This is a genomic window from Streptomyces sp. NPDC005302 (assembly GCF_040607345.1).
In the GTDB taxonomy this organism is placed as follows: Bacteria; Actinomycetota; Actinomycetes; order Streptomycetales; family Streptomycetaceae; genus Streptomyces.
This window is the reverse complement of sequence record NZ_JBEXGN010000013.1, coordinates 175,044-192,873: the sequence shown is the minus strand read 5'-3', so window position 1 is coordinate 192,873 and position 17,830 is coordinate 175,044. Positions and strand designations below refer to the sequence as shown.

Genomic DNA, 17,830 nt, shown 5'->3' with positions numbered 1-17,830 from the left:
ACCCTCAGGGTCACCGGGGCAAGGCCGCCGAAATCGGCCTCCGCGTGCGGCACGTGAGGCAAGTTCATGACTTGTTAATATTTCACCTGACATGTCCGTCGCACCGCTTCACCCCTGGTGGAGCCCGTTTCCCGGTTCGCGTGTGCCCCTTGCCAGGGGCCCTTCGAGAGGCGTTTTCGCAGGTCGGCGCGCGACTTCGCAAAGTAGAGGGCGGACCCGGGTAAAGCCTGGCCCGGACGGTACTTTCACCTCGTACGTATGTGCCATGCATCCACTCGGGTGCGGGCGGTGACCGGTATCGAGGGAGGCGTGGCGTCGGATGTCGTCAGGTGAGGTACGCGCGGGGGCGCCGGGCGACGGCGCACGCATGCAGAGGTTCATGGACGAGATCTTCGGGGTGAACCAGCGCTCCGATCAGCGGCGTTGGGCCCAGGCGTACCTATGGGCCCTGATCCACGTGTCCGGCAAGAAGACGCTGCGGCGCATCGCGCGGGCCAGCCCCTTACCCACCGCTGCCGCGCGGGGTCTGCACCAGTTCATCAACGCCAGTCCGTGGAACTGGGTTCCGGTACGTCGGCGGCTCGCCCGGCTGGTGGCCGCGCGGACGACTCCGCACGCCTGGACCGTCGCCGAACTCGTCATCCCCAAGCGCGGCGAGCACTCGGCGGGTGTGCACCGCCGCGTCGACGCGGCGACCGGACGCGGTGTCAACTGCCAGCGGGCACTGGGCCTGTTCCTCACCTCGGCTACCCACTCCTACCCGGTGGACTGGAGCCTTGTGCTCGGGGGAGCGTGGGACTCGGACCGCGAGCGCAGGCGCCGTGCGCGGATCCCCGGAGACGAAGCGGGACGCACGGCCGCCGATCACGTCGTCCGGTACGCCGCCGGGATCGCCGAACAGCCTCAACTCCCGCACCTGCCATGGGTACTGGACCTCACCGCGTGCGACGACGCGGCCGGCGTCCTCGCGGGACTCGCCCGGCTGCGGGTCGACGTCGTGTGCGAGGTCTCCGCGGACCAGCAGGTGGTCACCGGACGGCACGCACCCGTGGTGACCACGGTCAGCGCTCTCATGGAGGTGCGGCACGGCCGGCAGACGCATGTGCTTCTGCGGCAGACCCCCGACGGCCCCGTCAGGGCCGTGCCGGTCCACACGCACGCGGAAACGGTGGGGCTGCCAGGACCCGGCGGCACGGAGGAGGCCGGCTCCCGTCCGTACCGCGCCCTGGAACGGCCCGACCCGGAAGGCCGGCGGCCCGCCCGGTACTGGCTCACGACACTCACGGACCGTCGCGTGGAGGAGAACCTCCGCCTGGCCCGGAGCCACGCGGCGGCGCTCTCCGCCGTGACGACGCTCGGGCAGCGGTTCGGAGTCCTCGACTACGAGGGCCGTTCCTTCCCCGGCTGGCACCATCACATGACCATGGCCTCGGCCGCCTACGTCTACCAACGCCTGCCCACCGCCCGTGCCGGACAGGCCGCACCACCCGACCCGCCACGCGCACCGGCCGGCGCACTCGCCGGCGCCTCGAACTGACGTGAAGCCGAGGAACAGGGGTGGGCACGTGCGACAAGTACTCGTGGTGGAGCAGAACGCCGAGAGCGCCGCGACCATGGTGAGCGATCTGCGGCGCCAGGGATTCACGGCCCGTAGCGTCGGCACCGGAGAGCGGGCCCTGCGCGCTTCCGGTGACGCCGATCTGCTGCTTTTCTCCTTGGAGCTGCCCGATATCGACGGGCTGGAATTGTGCAGGGAACTACGGAACAGCGGTGAGACCGCGCTCATAGCCGTCACCGATGCCGACGACGCGCTGGGCCGTGTTCTCGCCCTGAACGCGGGCGCGGACGACTGTGTGGTGAAAACCTGGGGATTCCGTGAGATCGGGGCCCGCATCGAGGCGGTGCTGCGCCGCTCTCAGCCGCGGCAGGTACTTCCCGACGTCATTTCGCTCCGCCATCTGCATATCGATCCCGGACTGCGTGAAGTGCGCCTGCACGACCGGCTCGTCGGGGTCACCTCGAAGGAATTCGAGCTGCTCTACACCCTGGCCGCCACCCCGGAGACGGTCGTGACGCGCAAGGAGCTCATGGCCCGGGTCTGGGGAAGCAACTGGGGGCACACCAGCCGGACGATCGACACGCATGTGAGCAGTCTCCGGGCGAAACTCGGGTCCAGCGGCTGGATCATCACGGTCCGCGGCGTCGGTTACCGCATGGGATACGCCTGGCGCATGGCCGAGGCGTCCGCCGGCTGAGAACGGTCGAGCGAGGGCCCGGGAACGCGTGCGGTGCGTTCCCGGGCCCTCGCCGTCACACCGGGCGGACCGACGTGCGCTCCAGCCTCCGCAGCAATGGGTGGCGTGCCTCCTCGGTGACTCCGGCCACCCGGCGCGCCCACCAGGCCGACGCGAGATTCGAGGTCAGCAGGGTGCGCCCCGGATCCTGTCGCGCCAACTCGTCGAGCGCGGCGAGGGTTCCCATGCCCGTACCCGTGAACAACAAGGCTGTGTCGGGCGGCAGTTCCCGCTCGTGTACGTGCCTCAGGATCGTCCTGGTCGTGACCTCGTACGGGTCGTAGTGCGCACCGCCGTCCGCACCCGGACCCGCCGGAACCAGCACCACCCCGTCGACCGTGAGGCCGGCCCGCTCCCAGAAGGCGCGCGAGGTGTCGGTGAGCCAAGGCTGGTAGGGGGAGACGAGCGTCAGGCGGGTCACTCCGAGCGCCTCGCAGGCTGCCAGGATCGCCTGTGTCGAGGATCGCACCGGAGAGCCGGCGCGCTGGGACAGCTCGTCGCAGAAGGCCCGGTCGCCCTCGGGATCCAGCAGGTAGTGCGAAGCGCTGCACGCCACCACGACGGCGTCCAGGCGCAGTTCGCCGAAGCTGCCGAGCAGGGCCGGGAGAACCTCGTTGTACGTCTCCAGCATGGGCCTGAGCCCGGCTCCCGGCGTCACCGGGAACCGCGAGGTGTACACGTTCATCGCGGTACCGAGCAGGTGGTTGAACTCGGGTTCTGCCGTGGGGTTTTCCGGTGGAACGACGACGCCCAGCCGGGGCAGCGAGATGAGATCCATGACCGCACGGTAGGGCCCGAATGCTGTGAACGGCACTTCCGTGACCGATATTTGGCGGGCAGCCGACACCCGCCCAGCAATCCTTTTCCTTCTTGACACTCCCTGACACTTCACCACACAGGCCTGACGCGGGCGATGTTGCTCTTTCCGGCCCGGCGGCCAAGGATGTTGAACAGCGATCAGTCCGGTGCCCCCGGAATTCCGATGCACAGACCCTTTCGGGAATGCAGACCTTCGGGAACAAGGAGTGAACGAAATGGCAGAAGCAGAGAGCTTCGAGAAACTGGAGAGGCCGCCCCGCATATCCGACGCGACGCTTCGGGACTCCGCGCACATGGCGGGTGTCGAGTTCGGACCCGACGACGCCGCTGCCATCGCCGGTCTGCTGGTGCGTACGGGAGTCGAGCTCGTCGAGGTGGGCATGGTCTCCGGGCCGGACTCCAAGGACGCCGATCTCGTCCTCGCCACCCACGAGGCCGTCGGCCCGGAGCGCAGCATGACGCTCCTCGTCGTCCGCGACCGCCGTCAGGTCGCGCGCGCTCTCGACGAGGCAGAGCGCCTGGGCGTCCGCCACATCATGTACTCCATCCCCACCTCCGAGGAGCACGCGCGGCTGAAGCTCGACTCGGCCAGCCCCAAGTTCCTTCAGACACTCGCGCGTTCGGCGATCACCCAGGCCAAGGAGCGCGGCTTCCACGTCACGTTCAGCGGCGAGGACGGCGCCCGCACCCCCAAGGAGCGGCTCGTCCCCTACGTCGAGGCGGGGTTCGCGGCAGGGGCCGACCGGTTCCGGCTCGCGGAGACCGTCGCCTATCTGTCCCCCTGGCAGATGGAAGGCGTGATCGCGGACATCGTCGCCATCGACGGCTCCGAGATCGAGATCCACTCGCACAACATGCTCGGCATGGCCGTCGCGAACTCCCTCGCCGCAGTCCGGGCCGGCGCCCGGTGGATCTCCGCAACCGTCGGCGGCATCGGTGAGCGGGGTGGCAACGCCCCGCTGGCCGAGCTGCTCACCTCGCTGCGCGTGATCCACGGCGACACCCGCTTCGACCTGAGCCATCTCACCGAACTGTCGAGGATCGCCCTCCGCGGTGCCGGTCTGGGGGACGCCTTCCAGTCCGGGCCGACCACCCCGCACGCCTTCGCCTATGAACTCCCCGGCCAGCTGAACCACCCCGAGGCCTACGAGACGCTGCCCGCCGAACTCGTCGGGAACAGGCGCGAGTTGCGGGTCCGCGGTCGTCTCACCACCGCCCTGGTCGCCTGGGCCCTGACCGACTCGGGCCTGGAGGTCGACATCGACGCCTTCACCCCGTGGCTGGCCCAGCGGCAGGAGCGCCACGGTCGCCCGACGCTCGACCGTGACGCGATCTGCAAGGCCGCGATCGACTTCCGCCCCGCGCACGTCTGAGGCCACCCGCACCTCTGAAGGCCGCTCGCGCTTGAACGCCCGTGCACGCCTGACGCCGTGCACTCCCGATGACGCACGCGCCCGCGGCGCACACCTCCGATCACAGCACCCCACGTCCCGCCCATCCCAACGGAGTTGACTGATGTCCACCGCCACCCTGACCGGTGTATGCCCCGAGTGCGAGACCGACCTGACCGTGCCCCCGGTCACCAAGGGCGAGACCCTCTCCTGCCCCGAGTGCATCCTGACTCTCCGCGTCGAGGCCGTCGAGGACGGTCGTCTGACGCTGGAGATGATCGAGGTGCAGCTCCGCGACTGGGGCCAGTGACATGGGCAGTCAGCGCGCTGTCGCGGTCGTCGCCGACCGGATCGCCTGGGAGGAACGCCTGTTGATCGAGGCGGCCCCGGCCTTCGGACTCCGTCTGGACTGGATCAACGACGAGTCACTCTGCCTCGGCCACCCGGACGCCCCGGCCGTCACGGGCTACGAAACCCTCCTGATCCGCAGTCGCAGCTACACCCGCGGCGGACTGATCGCCACCCTCGCCGAGGCGGCGGGCGTCCCCACACTGAACACGGCCCGGGCCATCCACGCCTGCGAGAACAAGGCCGCCCTGCGCGCCCTGCTGCACACGGCGGGCGTGCCGGTGCCGGACCACCGGCTCGTGCTCTCACGCAAGGACTTCGACAAGGCCCTCGCCGAACTGCCCCTGCCCCTCGTCCTCAAGCCCGTCTTCGGCGGCATGGGCAAGCGGGTCACGCTCATCCGGCATGCCGACACCGCCCACTCCGTCTACGACTACATCGAGGACCTGGCCCACGCCTTCGAGCAGGCCAGTGTGGTCGAGCCGTATCTGGGCGGCAGTTCGGTGCGCTGCTTCGTCGTCGGGCGGGAACTGATCGGCGCCGCGGAGTTCGAGAGCGGCGGCAGCGACTGGCGCAACAACGCCGCTCTCGGCAACAAGAACCGCGCGGTCGCCCACGACCCCGACGTACTCAAGATCATCGACGGAGTGGTGGGTGCGCTCGGACCCGGGATCTACGGGGTCGACCTCTTCAGCACCCCCGACGGCTACGTCGTCAACGAGGTCAACCACGCCCCAGGCTTCCGGGCGGTGGCCTCCGCCACCGGCGCGGACATCCCCTCGGCCATCGGCCGTTACGTGCAGGAGCTGCTCGCATGATCCGTGCAGGAGTCGTCGGTGCCTCCGGGCTCGCCGGCGGCGAACTCATCCGACTCATCACCCAGCACCCCGGCCTGGAGCTGACCTTCCTCGGCGGCTCCTCCAGCATCGGCAGGCGCCCCTCCGAGCTCCACCCCGGTCTGCGCATCAACCAGGGCCTGACCGTCCAGCCCGTCACCGAGGCGATCGCCGACGAGGTCGACGTCCTCTTCCTGGCCACCCCCGCGCCGGTCTCGGCCGAACTGGCCTCCCTGTTCGCCGACCGGATCCCGGCCGTCGTCGACCTCAGCGGTGCCTTTCGCATCCGCACGCCTCACCTGCACGACCGCTGGTACCCGAAGGTCGCGCGACGCACCGACCTGGCCGACCGCTTCGTCTACGGCGTGCCCGAGCTGGTCGGCGACCAGCTGAAGGACGCCGCGCTCATCTCGCTGCCCGGCTGCTACGCCACCGCGATCACCCTGGGGCTGGCCCCGCTCACCCTCGGCCTCGGCCTCGACCTCAAGACGGTCGTGGTGGACGGCAAAAGCGGTTCCAGCGGCGGCGGACTCCAGCTGCGCACCTCCGACCTGCACCCCTTCCGGGCCGGTGCCATCGCCCCGTACTCCCCGACCGGGCACCGGCACGCCGCGGAGGTCGCCGACTTCCTGGAGCGGAGCAAGCCCGGCGCCGTCGGCAACCTGTCCATGTCGGCTTACGGCGTCTCCAACGTCCGTGGTCTGCTGACCTCTTCGTACGTCTTCACCGACGACAAGGTGGACCAGCGGGAGCTGTCGCGGGCATACCTGCGCTTCTACCGGGGGCGTCCGTTCGTGCGGGTGCGGCGGCACGACGAGACGCTGATCCCGGTGCCCGACCCGCAGGTCGTCCTCGGCTCCAACTTCGCCGACGTGACGGTCCTGCACGACGAGGAGGGCGGCCGGATCGTCGTGCTCGCCGCGCTCGACAACCTCGTCAAGGGCGCCGCGGGACAGGCGGTGCAGGCGGTGAACCTGCGGTTCGGCCTGCCGGAGGAGACCGGGCTGACGCAGCAGCCGGTGATGCCGGCATGAGCGCGCAGCATGTCGCCCCCACGGTCGTGAAGCTCGGAGGCAGCTGCCTGGACGACCTCGACGGCAGCTGGTGGGACGACCTGGCGCGGTACGGCCGGAACCGTCCCCTGATCCTCGTGCACGGCTGGTCCAAGCCTCTCAAGCGGCTCAGCGCGCGGTACGGCGAACCGTCGGCGATCCTGCGCGACCGCTACGGCAACCAGAGCCGCTGGACGACGCCCGAGGTCATCGACGACATCAAGGCCGTCAGCGCCGAACTGGCCGCGGACGTGCTGGGGCGGCTCGAGGACCGCGGTGTCACCGCGGAACGGCTGCTCGGCAGCGACGGTCTGGTGAGCGCCGGCGAGGGCGAGCGCTGGTGGTGGCGGGAGAAGCAACTCGTCGAGCTGCACAACCTCGTCGGACCGATCACCGGTGTCGACGTGACCCCGCTGAAGAACCTCCGGCCCGGTCACGCCCACCTCGTCACCCCGCTCGCACGCAACGCGGCGGGCCTGGAGGTCAACACCGACGCCGACCGGGCCGCCGCCGCCATCGCCGGGGCGACCGGTGCCACCGACCTGGTCCTCGTCACCGACGTCGGCCACCTCCTCATCGACGGCGAGCCGGTCCGGCGGATCAGCGGCCGGGACGCCGCCGCCTTCCGCGACAAGGGCGCGAAGGGCGGCATGCGCAAGAAGCTGCGGGCCGCGGGAGAGGCACTGGACCACGGAGTGCAACGGGTCGTCATCGGCAGCGCAGCCGTCACCGAACTGCTGGGCGGCCGCACCGGCACGGTCATCACCGACGCGCGGCACGCCACCCACACCTCAGGAGCGAGCGCATGACGCGGCCCCGTGTACTGGTCGTCAACAACGGAACCCTGTCCCTGAAACAACTCCGCTCCCGGTTCGAGTCGTTGGGATCGGACACGGATGCGTCCGACGCCTTGTCCGTACCCGCCCGCGTGGACGGCCGCTACCAGGCGATCGTGCTGAGCGGCACCAAGGTGCGCGCGTACGACACCGAGTACTACAAGCCGCTGATCGACCTCGTCACCACCACGGACGTGCCGGTCTTCGGCATCTGCGGCGGTATGCAGATCCTCTCCGTCGCGGCCGGCGGCCGCCTGGAGGAAGGGCCGCAACGGGTCGGCGGCTACGAGGCGCAAGTCGACACGCAGGAGCCGCTCTTCACCTACGTGAAGCCGACGGTCACCGTGTTCCACCGGCACACCCTCTACCTCCAGGAAGCCCCGGCGGGCTATCGCACCATCGGCCGTTCCGAGTACGCGCCCGTCGAGTTCCTCCGCTCCGACGACGGCCGTGTCCTCGGCTCCCAGGCCCATCTGGAGTTCCGCAAGGACGGCCTCGACATCCTGCGCGGCTTCGCGCAGCTCTACCAGTGACCCGCATCCCGCCGATTCGCCCTCACCTCTCAGTTCCTGAGATCCCTCATCCACCAGACGCAAGGAATTTCGCCATGAGTGCTCTGGAAGAGCCGCAGGACCCCGCCCTCACCGTCCACCTCAACGGCAGCGGCGGCGCCATCAAGGGCTGGGTGGTCGTCGACACGCTCGTCGACGGCCTGGCCATGGGCGGTACCCGGATGACCACGGGGGTGACCGAGGAAGAGGTCGCCGGCCTGGCCCGCGACATGACCGAGAAGTTCACCCTGGCCGGGCTGCGCATCGGCGGGGCCAAGGCCGGGATCGTCTCCGACGGCACCGACCGCGACGAGACGTTCCGGACGTTCGGGCGCACGGTGAAGCCGCTTCTGCACGGCGGCATCCACCTCGGCATCGACATGGGTGTCACCCCCGCCGACCGCGCCGTCTTCTTCGCCGAGGCGAACTACGACCCCCGCTACCGCCTCGGCGCCCCCGACATGCCGATCGACTGGCGTACGTACTACGAGCCCCTGATCGACGCCACCGGCCACGGCGTCGGCGTCGGCGCGATCACCGCCCTGGAGGCGAGTGGCCGTACCGAACCCGGCCGGGTCGTGGTGCAGGGGTTCGGCGCGGTCGGCCGGGCCGTGGCGCGGTTCCTCGAGGACCGTGGGCACATCATCGTCGGCATCGCGGACGTCCAGGGCACGATCAGCGCCGACCGGCTGCCGGTGGCCGAACTCGTCGCCGTCACCGACCGGTTCGGACGCATCGACCGCACCCGTCTCCCGCAGGGCGTGCACCTCTCCGGTGAGCCCGACGCCTGGCTGGACGTCGACGCGGACATCCTGATCCTGGCGGCGCAGAAGTACGCGCTCACGGCCGAGAACACCCACCGCCTGCGGGCCGGCCTGGTGGTGGAGGGCGCCAACCTGGCCTCCAGCGCGGCCGCGAAGGAGAAGGTCGCCGCCTCGGGGGCGGCCCTGGTGCCCGGAGTGATCGCCAACATCGGGGGCGCCGCCTCCGCGGCCCTCGCCGTCACCCGGGTCGTCCCCTTCGACCTGCCCGCCGAGGCCCGCAAGGCGTGGGTCTTCGACTGGGTCGGTGACCGGGTGCGCCAGAACACCCGGGACCTGCTGGAGATCGCCGCCGCCCGCGCGGGCGATCCGCTGCCCGAACTGCTGGCCGCCCGAAGGAAGGACCGCTGATGAGCACGACCGCCACGGCACGGACGGGGACGACCCCGAGCGCGGACGAGCGGGCCGACCCCGCGTCCGCAGTCCTCCCGGAGCAGCGCGCCGCCGAGTACCGCCGCCACGGCTGGTGGCGCGAGGAGACCTTCCTCGACGACCTGCACCGCCACGCCGCCCAGCGCCCGCGAGGACTGGCCGTCGCGGGCCGTCGCGTCGCGGAGTCCCGCACCGACACGCTGGACTACGCCGAACTGAACCGGCTGACCGACAGGTTCGCCCTGGCCCTGCTCGAACTCGGCGTGCTTCCAGGCGACTTCGTGGCCGTACAGCTCCCCAACCGATGGGAGATGGTGCCGCTGATCTTCGCCTCCATCCGCGTCGGCGCCGTCATCATCCCCATCTCGCCCATCTGCACCGAGGAGGAGCTGCGCCACCGCCTCGGCCTCACCGGAGCCCGGGTGTGCGTCACCCTTCCCCACTGGGAGGGCACACCGCTGGCGGAGATCGCCACCCGGCTCCAGGGTGAACTGCCCACCCTGGAACACGTGTCGGTGGTCGACGGCCCGCCACCCGAGGGCGCGCTCTCCTTCCACGAGCACTTCGTGGCAGCGGAGCGGGAGGAGGAAGAGGGTGCCGCCGCCCGCCTGGAGGGCATGGCCCTCGGCGCGGACGACCCGTTCGTGGTGCTGTTCACCTCCGGGACCACGGGGCTGTCCAAGGGTGTCCTGCACAGCCAGAACACGGTCCACTCGGCCGTACGCGGTTACGTCGACGCCTTCGGGGCGGGAGACGACTGGGTGGCGGCGGTGTCCACACCCCTGGTCCACTACTCGGGATTCGCCCAAGGCGTCCTCGCGGGCGTCATGCTGGGCGGCACGGTCGCCTTCCAGGACGTACGCCGCAACGAGGCGCTGCTCGACCTGGTCGAGCGGTACGGGGCGACCCTCCTGTACGGGCCGCCAGCCACCCTCGCCGACGTCGCCGCGTCACAGCGGGCCGAGCCGCGCGAGACGGGCACGCTGCGGCACGTGGTGATCGGATCGGCCCCGGTCCTGCGGGAGTTGGCCGACGAGGTCCACGAGACGCTCGGGGCCCGCGCGCACTCCCTGTGGGGCATGTCCGAGAACGGTCCGGTGACCACCACCCGGCCCGAGGACCCGGCGGGCTGGGCGGCGCGGAGCAACGGCCGTGCCATCGACGGGATGGAGACCCGCATCGAGACGTCCGCCGAGTTCGGAGACGCGGACGCCTCCGGTGCGCCGGGCTCCGTGGGCCGGCTCAAGGTGCGGGGCGCGTCCCTCGCCCTCGGCTACCACCGGCGTCCGGAGGCGTTCGCGGCCGAGCTCGGAGCGGACGGCTGGTTCGACACCGGGGACCTCGCCCGCGACGACGGCAGGGGCGGCATCCGGATCGTCGGCCGGGCCCGCGACGCGGTCCTGCGGGACGGTCAGGTGGCGCCGATGACGGAGCTGGAGGCGGTGATCGGCAGCCATCCCCGGGCCGTGGAGGCCGCGCTGGTCGGCCTGGAGACGCAGGCTCACGACACGGAAGCCGGGCCCGGAAACGTGATCGTCGCCGTCGTCGTGCCGCGGGACGGCCGGGGCCCGACACTCCAGGAGGTACGGGACCGGGTCGCGCGGGCGGGCCACGACCCCCGCTTCCTGCCGGACCGGCTGGAATGCGTCCCCGCCCTCCCGAAGACGCTGACCGGCAAGGTCCGCAAGGCGGAGCTGCGCGAGCGGTACACCGAGCCATCGACATCACCCGTTCTCTGAACGGCACTTCACCCCTGTCGTCCGCCCCCGATCGCTGGAGCTGTCATGCCCCACCCCGCACCGGTTCCCATGTCGGCGACCCTCGCCGCCGACGAGGCCCTGGCCCGCCGCCGCCGGGCGGGGGAGCGGGTCCTGTCGATGGCCGGCGGGGAGATCGGCCTGCCCGTCCTGCCCGCGCTCAGGGACCGGCTCGCCGCCGCGGCAGCCGAGAACGCGTACGGTCCCGTCGCCGGAAGTCCCGCCCTGCGCAACGCCGTTGCGGGGTACTGGGAGCGACGCGGCCTGGGCGTCGACCCGGGACTCGTCGTCGCGGGTCCCGGCAGCAAGTCCCTGCTGTTCGCGCTGCTCCTCGCCATCGGCGGGGACGTGATCGTGCCGGTCCCGAGCTGGGTCAGCTACACGGCGCAGGCCCGGCTGGCGGGGGCCCGGCCCCTCCCCGTCCCGATCCTGCCGGGACAGGGAGGCGTGCCCGACCCGGACCGACTGCGCGAGGCGGTCGTCGACGCCCGGGCCGCCGGACAAGACCCACGGGCCGTGGTCGTGACCACACCGGACAACCCGACCGGCACGGTCGCCTCCGCCGACACCGTGCGACGGCTGGCCGACGTGGCACGCGAACTGGACCTCGTCGTCGTCTCCGACGAGATCTACCGCGATCTGGTGTACGACACCTCCGCGCCGGCCGTCTCCCCGGCCCTGCACGCGCCGGAGCGGACCGTGGTCACCACCGGCCTCACCAAGAACCTGGCACTCGGCGGCTGGCGCACGGGAGTGGCCCGGCTGCCCGACAGCGAGCGGGGGCGCGCCCTGCACACCCGGCTCGTCGCGATCGCCAGCCAGATCTGGTCGAGCCCGCCCGCGCCGGTGCAGACGGCGGCCGCGTACGCCTTCGGGGAGCCGCCCGAGGTCGTCGAGCGCGTCGCGGCGAGCAGGCGGTTGCACGAGAAGGTCGTGCGCGCGGTGGCCGCCCGTTTCATCGCCGCGGGCGCGGAGCTGGCACCCGTCGCGGCGACCTGCTACCTCTACCCGGACTTCGAACCCCTGCGGGACCACCTCGCCCAGGCACACGGTGTGCGTGACGGGGACGCCCTGGCCGGCCTCCTTTTCGAGCGCCACGGGGTCGGCGTCCTGCCGGCGAGCGCCTTCGGGGAGTCCGGCGGCCCGCTGCGCATCCGAGCGGCGACCAGCCACTTCTACGGCGACACCCACGAGCGGCGCACGGCCGCGCTGGAGGCCGCGGAACCACTCGACCTGCCGTGGATACGGGAGTCGGTCGACCGTGTCGGCGAGGTGCTCGCCGACCTCACGGGCGCGCCGACACCCGCCCGTCTCCCTCGCTCCTGATTCGCCTCAACTCACCTACTCGCAAGAGGAGTCACCCGTGTCCCACCCTCGCCAGCCCGTTCTCTTCGAGGCGTTGTACAAGGGCGCACGCCACGTCGGCTTCGGCCGCGCCGAGGACGGTTCCCCGCAGACCCTGTACCGAGTTCAGGACGGAGAGACGGCCGCCGCGTTCATCGCCACGGACGGCTCGGAGGAAGCCTTGCGGGCCACCCTCACCGAGGGCGCGGACACCGTCACCGTGACCGCGGGGGACCCGGAGGTGCAGCTGCTGCCACCGCTGCTCCCGGCGGCCTCGGGCAACGCCCTGCTGAGCGGCTTCATGGGCACCCACAGGAAGAAGTGGGGCGGCGAAAGGGCCCCTGAGGGAGGGGATTTCGCCCCGCCCAAGTGGTTCTTCAAGGGGTTCGGCGACTGGGTACGCCTGCCGGGCGAGACGCTGAACGTGCCCGCGCACCCGGTCGCTCTCATCGAGGAGCCCGAGGTCGCCCTGGTCTACGTGAACGACGCCGACGGCACACCGTACTACGCGGGCTACACCTTCGGCAACGACCTGTGCGACATCGGCCTGCACCGCCAGGACCCGGGCTACAACCCGTACTGCAAGCTGTGCGACACCGCTCTCACCCCCTGGCTGTTCCTCGGCCCGCCGCCGCGCACGGTGACAGGGCGGGTCACCATCGTCCGGGACGGCACGACGGCCTGGGAGGGACCCTTCGACTGCGGCGACGACGCCCTCTACTACCGGGTGCAGGACATGGCCGACCACCTGTTCACCTTCCCGGCGGTAAGACGGCCCGGGCTGGTCAACTACGTGCTCCTGGGCGCCGACGAGGCGAGTTTCCACGACGGGTTCCGCATCGCCGACGGCGACCGCATCGCCATCGACGTGAAGAGTCACGGCGTGGCCTTCGAGAACCAGGTGCGGTACGTCTCCCCGACCCCGTCCACCACCCCCGCCGCGGCTCCGGCGCCCCTCGCCGCGAAGGCCCCGGAGCGTGTCACCACGGCATGAAAACCTCGTGAAGCGGGGCCGGTCGAGCTGTGCAGACGCCGACCGGCCCGTGCACGCTCTGAGAGCGACCACCCCGTCCCGCCGTCCGACCTCGCAGAAGGAGACCGAGCCGTGCCCGCCACCCGCAGGAAACAGGTGCACCTCGCAGCCCAGCTGCCGGGCATCCACAACGTCACCGTCTGGTCGGACCCGCGCTCCGAGAGCCAGATCTCCATCGACTCCTTCATCCGCCTCGCGCAGACCGTCGAGCGCGGCAAGTTCGACTTCTTCTTCCTGGCCGAGGGCCTGCGCCTGCGCGAGCACAAGGGGCACGTCTACGACCTGGACATCGCGGGCCGCCCGGAGAACCTGACCGTGCTCAGCGCCCTGGCCGCCGTCACCACGCACCTCGGCCTCGCCGCCACCGTCAACGCCACCTTCAACGAGCCGTACGAGGTGGCGCGCAGGCTCGCCACCCTGGACCGGCTCAGCGGCGGGCGGGCCGCATGGAACGTGGTGACCAGCTACGACGCCTTCACCGGTGAGAACTTCCGGCGGGGCGGCTTCCTGCCGGAGACCGACCGCTACACCCGGGCCGCCGAATTCCTGGGCACGGCACGGCAGTTGTGGGACAGCTGGGCCGAGGGCGACCTACGGGCCGACGCGGCGACCGGCGAGTTCGCCACCGCGGGAGCCGGCCGCTTCGCCCACCGGGGCCAACACTTCGACATATCCGGCCGGTTCACGACCCCGCCCGGCCCGCAGGGGCACCCGGTGATCATCCAGTCCGGGGAGTCGGACGCCGGCCGCGAGTTCGCCGCCTCCGACGCCGAGGTCATCTTCAGCAAACACAGCAGGATCGACGCGGCCCGGGACTTCTACCGGGACGTGAAGCGGCGCCTCGCCACGTACGGCCGCCGTCCCGACGACCTGCTGATCCTCCCCACCGCCAACGCCGTCGTCGCCGACACCGACGAGGAGGCCGCCGCGTACGCCGAGGAGATCAGCCGCGAGCTGGTGAGCCCGCAGACCGCGATCGCCCACCTGGAGGCCGTCTGGGGCCGCGACCTGTCCGCGTACGACCCGGACGGACCGCTCCCCGACATCGACCCGGAGGACGACGCCCACCTCCTGAAGGGGCACTCCGTGTTCCGCAAGGGCAGGGCGGAGACGGCCAGGCAGTGGCGCAAGCTCGCGGAGGAGAGGGACCTGTCGATCCGGGAGCTGGTGATCGAGGTCGGCGGCCGCCAGACCTTCGTCGGCAGTCCCCGTACGGTCGCCGACGCCATCGACCACTACGTCCAGACCGAGGGCGCCGACGGTTTCGTCCTCGTCCCCCACCTCACCCCCGGCGGCCTGGACGACTTCGTGGACCGGGTGGTGCCCCTGCTCCAGGAGAAGGGCGTCCACCGGGACGACTACACCGGCAGCACACTCCGCCACCACCTGGGCCTGGCCGACGCACCCCGCCCGGCCGGCTGGGGCGGACCGGCCCCGCGCGACGAGAAGGAGACCTCCGCATGACGGGCACGACCGCCGCCACCGACCCCACGGGCACCCCCGGAGCCCCGCTGCATCTCGCCGTCGCGCTCGACGGAGCGGGCTGGCACCCGGCGGCGTGGCGCGAGGAAGGCGCCCGGCCCGGCGAGCTGCTCACCGCCGCCTACTGGGCCGACCTCGTCGCGGAGGCCGAGCGCGGCCTGCTCGACTTCGTCACCCTCGAGGACGCCCTCGGCCTCCAGTCCGCCGCCTTCCACCGGCCCGACGACCGTACCGACCAGGTCAGAGGCAGCATGGACGCGGTGCTGCTCGCCTCCCACCTCGCCCCGCTCACCACCCACATCGGTCTCGTCCCGACCACGAACGTCACCCACACCGAGCCGTTCCACCTGGCCATCGGCATCGCCACGCTCGACCACGCCGCCAAGGGGCGCGCCGGCTGGCGCCCGCAGATCTCGTCGCGTGCCGCCGACGCCGCCCACTTCGGCCGCCGCACCACCCCCCAGCTCACCGACGAGGACGTGACCGACCCGGAACTGATCGCCGCGCGGCTGCGCGAACTGTTCACGGAGGCCGCCGAGGTGGTGGACGCGGCGCGACGGCTCTGGGACAGCTGGGAGGACGACGCGGAGATACGGGACGCGTCGACAGGCCGCTTCATCGACCGCGACAAGGTCCACCACATCGACTTCCAGGGAACGAACTTCAGCGTGAGGGGACCCTCGATCACCCCGCGCACCCCCCAGGGCCAGCCGTTGGTGGCAAGCCTCGCGCACGCCTCCACCCCGTACGAGTTCGCGGCGCTCAGCTCGGACGTCGTGCACATCACCCCGCACGACCGGGCGGGCGCCGTGGCGATCCTCGCCCAGGTCGAGGAGGCGGTGCGGCACACGGGAAGGGACGTGTCGGAACGGCCGCTGCGGATCTTCGCGGACCTTCTCGTCCTCCTGGACGAGGAACCCGGCGCCGCCGCCCGTCGCAAGGCGCGTCTCGACGAGGTGGCGGGAGCCGAACTCGCCTCCGACGCCGAGGTGTTCACCGGCACACCCTCCGAACTCGCCGACCTGCTCCTCGACTGGCGCTCGGCCGGCCTCGACGGCTTCCGCCTCCGCCCGGCAGTGCTGCCCCACGACCTGACAGCGATCACCCGCGGCCTGGTCCCCGAACTGCAACGGCGCGGCGTGTTCCGCACGCGGTACGAGTCCACCACCCTGCGTGCCCACTTGGGCCTCCCACGCCCTGCGAGCCGCTACACGACGGCGGGTTGACGCATCTGGCTGTGCAGGGAGCCTGATCCCGGAACGGAGGACCGCACGACGCCGGTTCCCGTCCCGGGATCAGGCTCCTGCCATGTCCTCGGCCCGCGCTCGTGCCCGCTCGACCGGCCCCGCGGGCGCATCCGGCGCTAGATGGCGGGGGATGTGGTGGGTGAACCGGTGGCCGGGCACGGCCGGCCGGTGTGCAGGTTGGTGGTGGCGCCGGTGATGACCGAGTCGAGCCGGTCGCGTGTTGCCGCCAGGTCGGTGATCTGCCGGTCGATGCGCTTGCGTTCCGCCGCGAGACGCTCGATCAGCTCGGGGGTGGCGTTGCCGTCGATGACGCACGGCATGAGTTCCGCGATCGTCCTGCTGGGAAGGCCCGCTGCGTAGAGCTGCTGGATCAGCAGGACGCGGTCGACCGCGTCGGCCGAGTAGCGGCGCTGACCGCTGGGGCTGCGTTCGGCGCCGAGGAGGCCCTGCTCCTCGTAGTACCGCAGTGCCCGGACGCTGACCTCCGTCCGCGTGGCGAGTTCACCGATTCGCACACCGCACTCCTCACGCGACCTGCATCACAACACTTGCCTCTGACGTCAGCGTCAGGTTTTAGCGTAACGCGTACGGGCCTCTCAGGACACCTCCCGCCCGATGACGCCGAGCCTGTTGCATCCCCTGCTCGCATCACAGGCACCACGAGAAAGAAGCCGATCGCCGATGACCTCAACCGGCCTTCCCGTCACCACTCCCTCCCGCATCGTCTCGGTCAAGCCGATCGTGCTGCCCGCGCCCGACCGGGGTGACGACCTGCACGTGCGCGTCTCCGCGCCGGTCGCCGGCGAGCGCCTGCCGATCATCGTGTTCGCGCACGGCTTCGGCTCGGACCTGGACGGCTACGCGCCCCTGGTCGACTACTGGTCCGCGCGCGGATTCGTGGTGATCCAGGCAACCCATCCGGACTCCAAGCGGCTGGCCACCCCTCTCGACGACCCGCACAAGCCTGACGTGTGGCGCCGGCGCGTGCAGGACATGAAGCGCATCCTCGAAGAACTCGACACGGTGGAAGCAGCCGTTCCCGGACTGGCCGGGCGCATGGACCGTAGCCGCATCGTCGCGGCCGGCCACTCCTTCGGCGGGCAGACCGCGGGCATCCTCGTGGGACTGCGCGTGACGGATCCCAGGACCGGCACCGCCGAGGATCTGTCCGACGGGCGGGTCATGGCGAGCGTCCAACTGGCCACGGCCGGCAAGGGCGGCGACGAACTGACTCCCTTCGCCCACGAGAACCTGCCCTGGCTGCGCGACCAGGACTTCTCCCACATCACCGTGCCCCAGCTCGTCGTCGCCGGGGACGAGGACGAAGTGGGTCTGTCCACCCGGGGACCTGCTTGGACCGCCGATCCGTACCTCCTCAGCGGCAGCACTGACAAGAGCCTGCTCACCGTGCACGGCGGTCAGCATTTCCTCGGCGGCATCTCCGGCTACGAGGTGGCCGAGACCACCGACGAGAACCCGGATCGCGTCGCCCTCGTGCAGCAGGTCACCTTTGCCTACCTGCGCCACGTCACCGGCATCGACAGCACTGGGTGGGAGAAGACCAGCTCGGCTCTCACTGGGGAAGCAGCCCATCGCCTGGGACGCCTTGAATCGCAGTGAGCACGCGCCTGCCCATCCGCTGTCTGC

The 17,830-nt window shown here is 71.2% G+C and carries 17 protein-coding genes; 15 read left to right on the top strand and 2 right to left on the bottom strand.

All coding sequences use genetic code 11. The features are described 5' to 3' along the window. Nucleotides 1-319 precede the first annotated feature (319 nt). On the top strand, nt 320-1,537 hold the full coding sequence (locus ABZT74_RS21140; protein ID WP_356437048.1) for a transposase: 1,218 nt from the start codon (nt 320-322) through the stop codon (nt 1,535-1,537). A gap of 28 nt (nt 1,538-1,565) precedes the next feature. Further along, on the top strand, nt 1,566-2,255 hold the full coding sequence (locus ABZT74_RS21135; RefSeq protein WP_356437045.1) for a response regulator transcription factor: 690 nt from the start codon (nt 1,566-1,568) through the stop codon (nt 2,253-2,255). 55 nt (nt 2,256-2,310) lie between these two features. Here the strand turns inward: ABZT74_RS21135 and ABZT74_RS21130 are convergent, their stop codons facing one another. Next, complete coding sequence (locus ABZT74_RS21130) at nt 2,311-3,072, bottom strand: arylmalonate decarboxylase (protein WP_356437042.1); 762 nt, start codon at nt 3,070-3,072, stop codon at nt 2,311-2,313. A 256-nt stretch (nt 3,073-3,328) separates the two neighbouring features. Between ABZT74_RS21130 and ABZT74_RS21125 the strand changes: the two genes are divergently transcribed. The 12 genes from ABZT74_RS21125 (at nt 3,329) to ABZT74_RS21070 (ending at nt 16,162) form a co-directional block, all read left to right on the top strand. Further along, entirely contained in the window at nt 3,329-4,486 is a 1,158-nt protein-coding gene (locus tag ABZT74_RS21125) for a LeuA family protein (RefSeq protein WP_356437039.1), read from the top strand. A 142-nt stretch (nt 4,487-4,628) separates the two neighbouring features. Then, nucleotides 4,629-4,814, top strand: coding sequence for a lysine biosynthesis protein LysW (locus tag ABZT74_RS21120; RefSeq protein WP_081222306.1), 186 nt, complete (start codon nt 4,629-4,631; stop codon nt 4,812-4,814). 1 nt (nt 4,815) lies between these two features. Continuing rightward, entirely contained in the window at nt 4,816-5,670 is an 855-nt protein-coding gene (locus ABZT74_RS21115) for a RimK family alpha-L-glutamate ligase (RefSeq protein WP_356437036.1), read from the top strand. After that, nucleotides 5,667-6,722 carry an N-acetyl-gamma-glutamyl-phosphate reductase gene (gene argC, locus ABZT74_RS21110; protein WP_356437033.1) on the top strand — a complete coding sequence of 352 codons (1,056 nt, stop codon included), beginning with the start codon at nt 5,667-5,669 and terminating at the stop codon, nt 6,720-6,722. Before ABZT74_RS21115 ends, argC begins: the two co-directional genes overlap by 4 nt. Beyond that, nucleotides 6,719-7,549, top strand: coding sequence for an acetylglutamate kinase (locus tag ABZT74_RS21105; RefSeq protein WP_356437030.1), 831 nt, complete (start codon nt 6,719-6,721; stop codon nt 7,547-7,549). Before argC ends, ABZT74_RS21105 begins: the two co-directional genes overlap by 4 nt. After that, nucleotides 7,546-8,109 (top strand): gamma-glutamyl-gamma-aminobutyrate hydrolase family protein, encoded by a 564-nt coding sequence (locus tag ABZT74_RS21100; RefSeq protein WP_356437027.1) that lies wholly within the window; start codon nt 7,546-7,548, stop codon nt 8,107-8,109. The genes ABZT74_RS21105 and ABZT74_RS21100 overlap by 4 nt, the downstream gene beginning before the upstream one ends. A gap of 74 nt (nt 8,110-8,183) precedes the next feature. Then, a complete protein-coding gene (locus ABZT74_RS21095) occupies nt 8,184-9,299 on the top strand; it encodes a Glu/Leu/Phe/Val dehydrogenase dimerization domain-containing protein (protein ID WP_356437024.1) in 1,116 nt (371 codons plus the stop codon). After that, the gene (locus tag ABZT74_RS21090) at nt 9,299-11,059 is read left to right on the top strand and encodes an AMP-binding protein (protein ID WP_356437022.1); all 1,761 of its coding nucleotides are present in this window, start codon (nt 9,299-9,301) and stop codon (nt 11,057-11,059) included. The genes ABZT74_RS21095 and ABZT74_RS21090 overlap by 1 nt, the downstream gene beginning before the upstream one ends. A 45-nt stretch (nt 11,060-11,104) precedes the next feature. After that, nucleotides 11,105-12,403 carry a pyridoxal phosphate-dependent aminotransferase gene (locus ABZT74_RS21085; protein ID WP_356437020.1) on the top strand — a complete coding sequence of 433 codons (1,299 nt, stop codon included), beginning with the start codon at nt 11,105-11,107 and terminating at the stop codon, nt 12,401-12,403. A 37-nt stretch (nt 12,404-12,440) separates the two neighbouring features. Then, a complete protein-coding gene (locus ABZT74_RS21080) occupies nt 12,441-13,415 on the top strand; it encodes a fumarylacetoacetate (FAA) hydrolase (RefSeq protein WP_356437018.1) in 975 nt (324 codons plus the stop codon). Nucleotides 13,416-13,526: 111 nt separating this feature from the next. Then, nucleotides 13,527-14,918, top strand: a complete 1,392-nt coding sequence (locus ABZT74_RS21075) for an NtaA/DmoA family FMN-dependent monooxygenase (protein WP_356437016.1) — start codon at nt 13,527-13,529, stop codon at nt 14,916-14,918. Beyond that, nucleotides 14,915-16,162: an LLM class flavin-dependent oxidoreductase gene (locus tag ABZT74_RS21070; RefSeq protein WP_356437013.1), complete on the top strand. Its 1,248-nt coding sequence runs from the start codon at nt 14,915-14,917 to the stop codon at nt 16,160-16,162. Before ABZT74_RS21075 ends, ABZT74_RS21070 begins: the two co-directional genes overlap by 4 nt. A 137-nt stretch (nt 16,163-16,299) precedes the next feature. Here ABZT74_RS21070 and ABZT74_RS21065 read toward each other — a convergent pair whose 3' ends face one another. Continuing rightward, complete coding sequence (locus ABZT74_RS21065; RefSeq protein WP_356437010.1) at nt 16,300-16,698, bottom strand: MerR family transcriptional regulator; 399 nt, start codon at nt 16,696-16,698, stop codon at nt 16,300-16,302. A 166-nt stretch (nt 16,699-16,864) separates the two neighbouring features. Between ABZT74_RS21065 and ABZT74_RS21060 the strand changes: the two genes are divergently transcribed. Next, on the top strand, nt 16,865-17,803 hold the full coding sequence (locus ABZT74_RS21060) for an alpha/beta fold hydrolase (RefSeq protein WP_356437007.1): 939 nt from the start codon (nt 16,865-16,867) through the stop codon (nt 17,801-17,803). Nucleotides 17,804-17,830 lie beyond the last annotated feature (27 nt).

Coding starts and splice junctions, on each gene's coding strand:
- ABZT74_RS21085 (WP_356437020.1), top strand. CDS start 11,105: ATGCCCCACCCCGCACCGGTTCCCATGTCGGCGACCCTCGCCGCCGAC.
- ABZT74_RS21130 (WP_356437042.1), bottom strand. CDS start 3,072: ATGGATCTCATCTCGCTGCCCCGGCTGGGCGTCGTCGTTCCACCGGAA.
- ABZT74_RS21125 (WP_356437039.1), top strand. CDS start 3,329: ATGGCAGAAGCAGAGAGCTTCGAGAAACTGGAGAGGCCGCCCCGCATA.
- ABZT74_RS21095 (WP_356437024.1), top strand. CDS start 8,184: ATGAGTGCTCTGGAAGAGCCGCAGGACCCCGCCCTCACCGTCCACCTC.
- ABZT74_RS21120 (WP_081222306.1), top strand. CDS start 4,629: ATGTCCACCGCCACCCTGACCGGTGTATGCCCCGAGTGCGAGACCGAC.
- ABZT74_RS21105 (WP_356437030.1), top strand. CDS start 6,719: ATGAGCGCGCAGCATGTCGCCCCCACGGTCGTGAAGCTCGGAGGCAGC.
- ABZT74_RS21100 (WP_356437027.1), top strand. CDS start 7,546: ATGACGCGGCCCCGTGTACTGGTCGTCAACAACGGAACCCTGTCCCTG.
- ABZT74_RS21140 (WP_356437048.1), top strand. CDS start 320: ATGTCGTCAGGTGAGGTACGCGCGGGGGCGCCGGGCGACGGCGCACGC.
- ABZT74_RS21115 (WP_356437036.1), top strand. CDS start 4,816: ATGGGCAGTCAGCGCGCTGTCGCGGTCGTCGCCGACCGGATCGCCTGG.
- ABZT74_RS21070 (WP_356437013.1), top strand. CDS start 14,915: ATGACGGGCACGACCGCCGCCACCGACCCCACGGGCACCCCCGGAGCC.
- ABZT74_RS21090 (WP_356437022.1), top strand. CDS start 9,299: ATGAGCACGACCGCCACGGCACGGACGGGGACGACCCCGAGCGCGGAC.
- ABZT74_RS21060 (WP_356437007.1), top strand. CDS start 16,865: ATGACCTCAACCGGCCTTCCCGTCACCACTCCCTCCCGCATCGTCTCG.
- argC (WP_356437033.1), top strand. CDS start 5,667: ATGATCCGTGCAGGAGTCGTCGGTGCCTCCGGGCTCGCCGGCGGCGAA.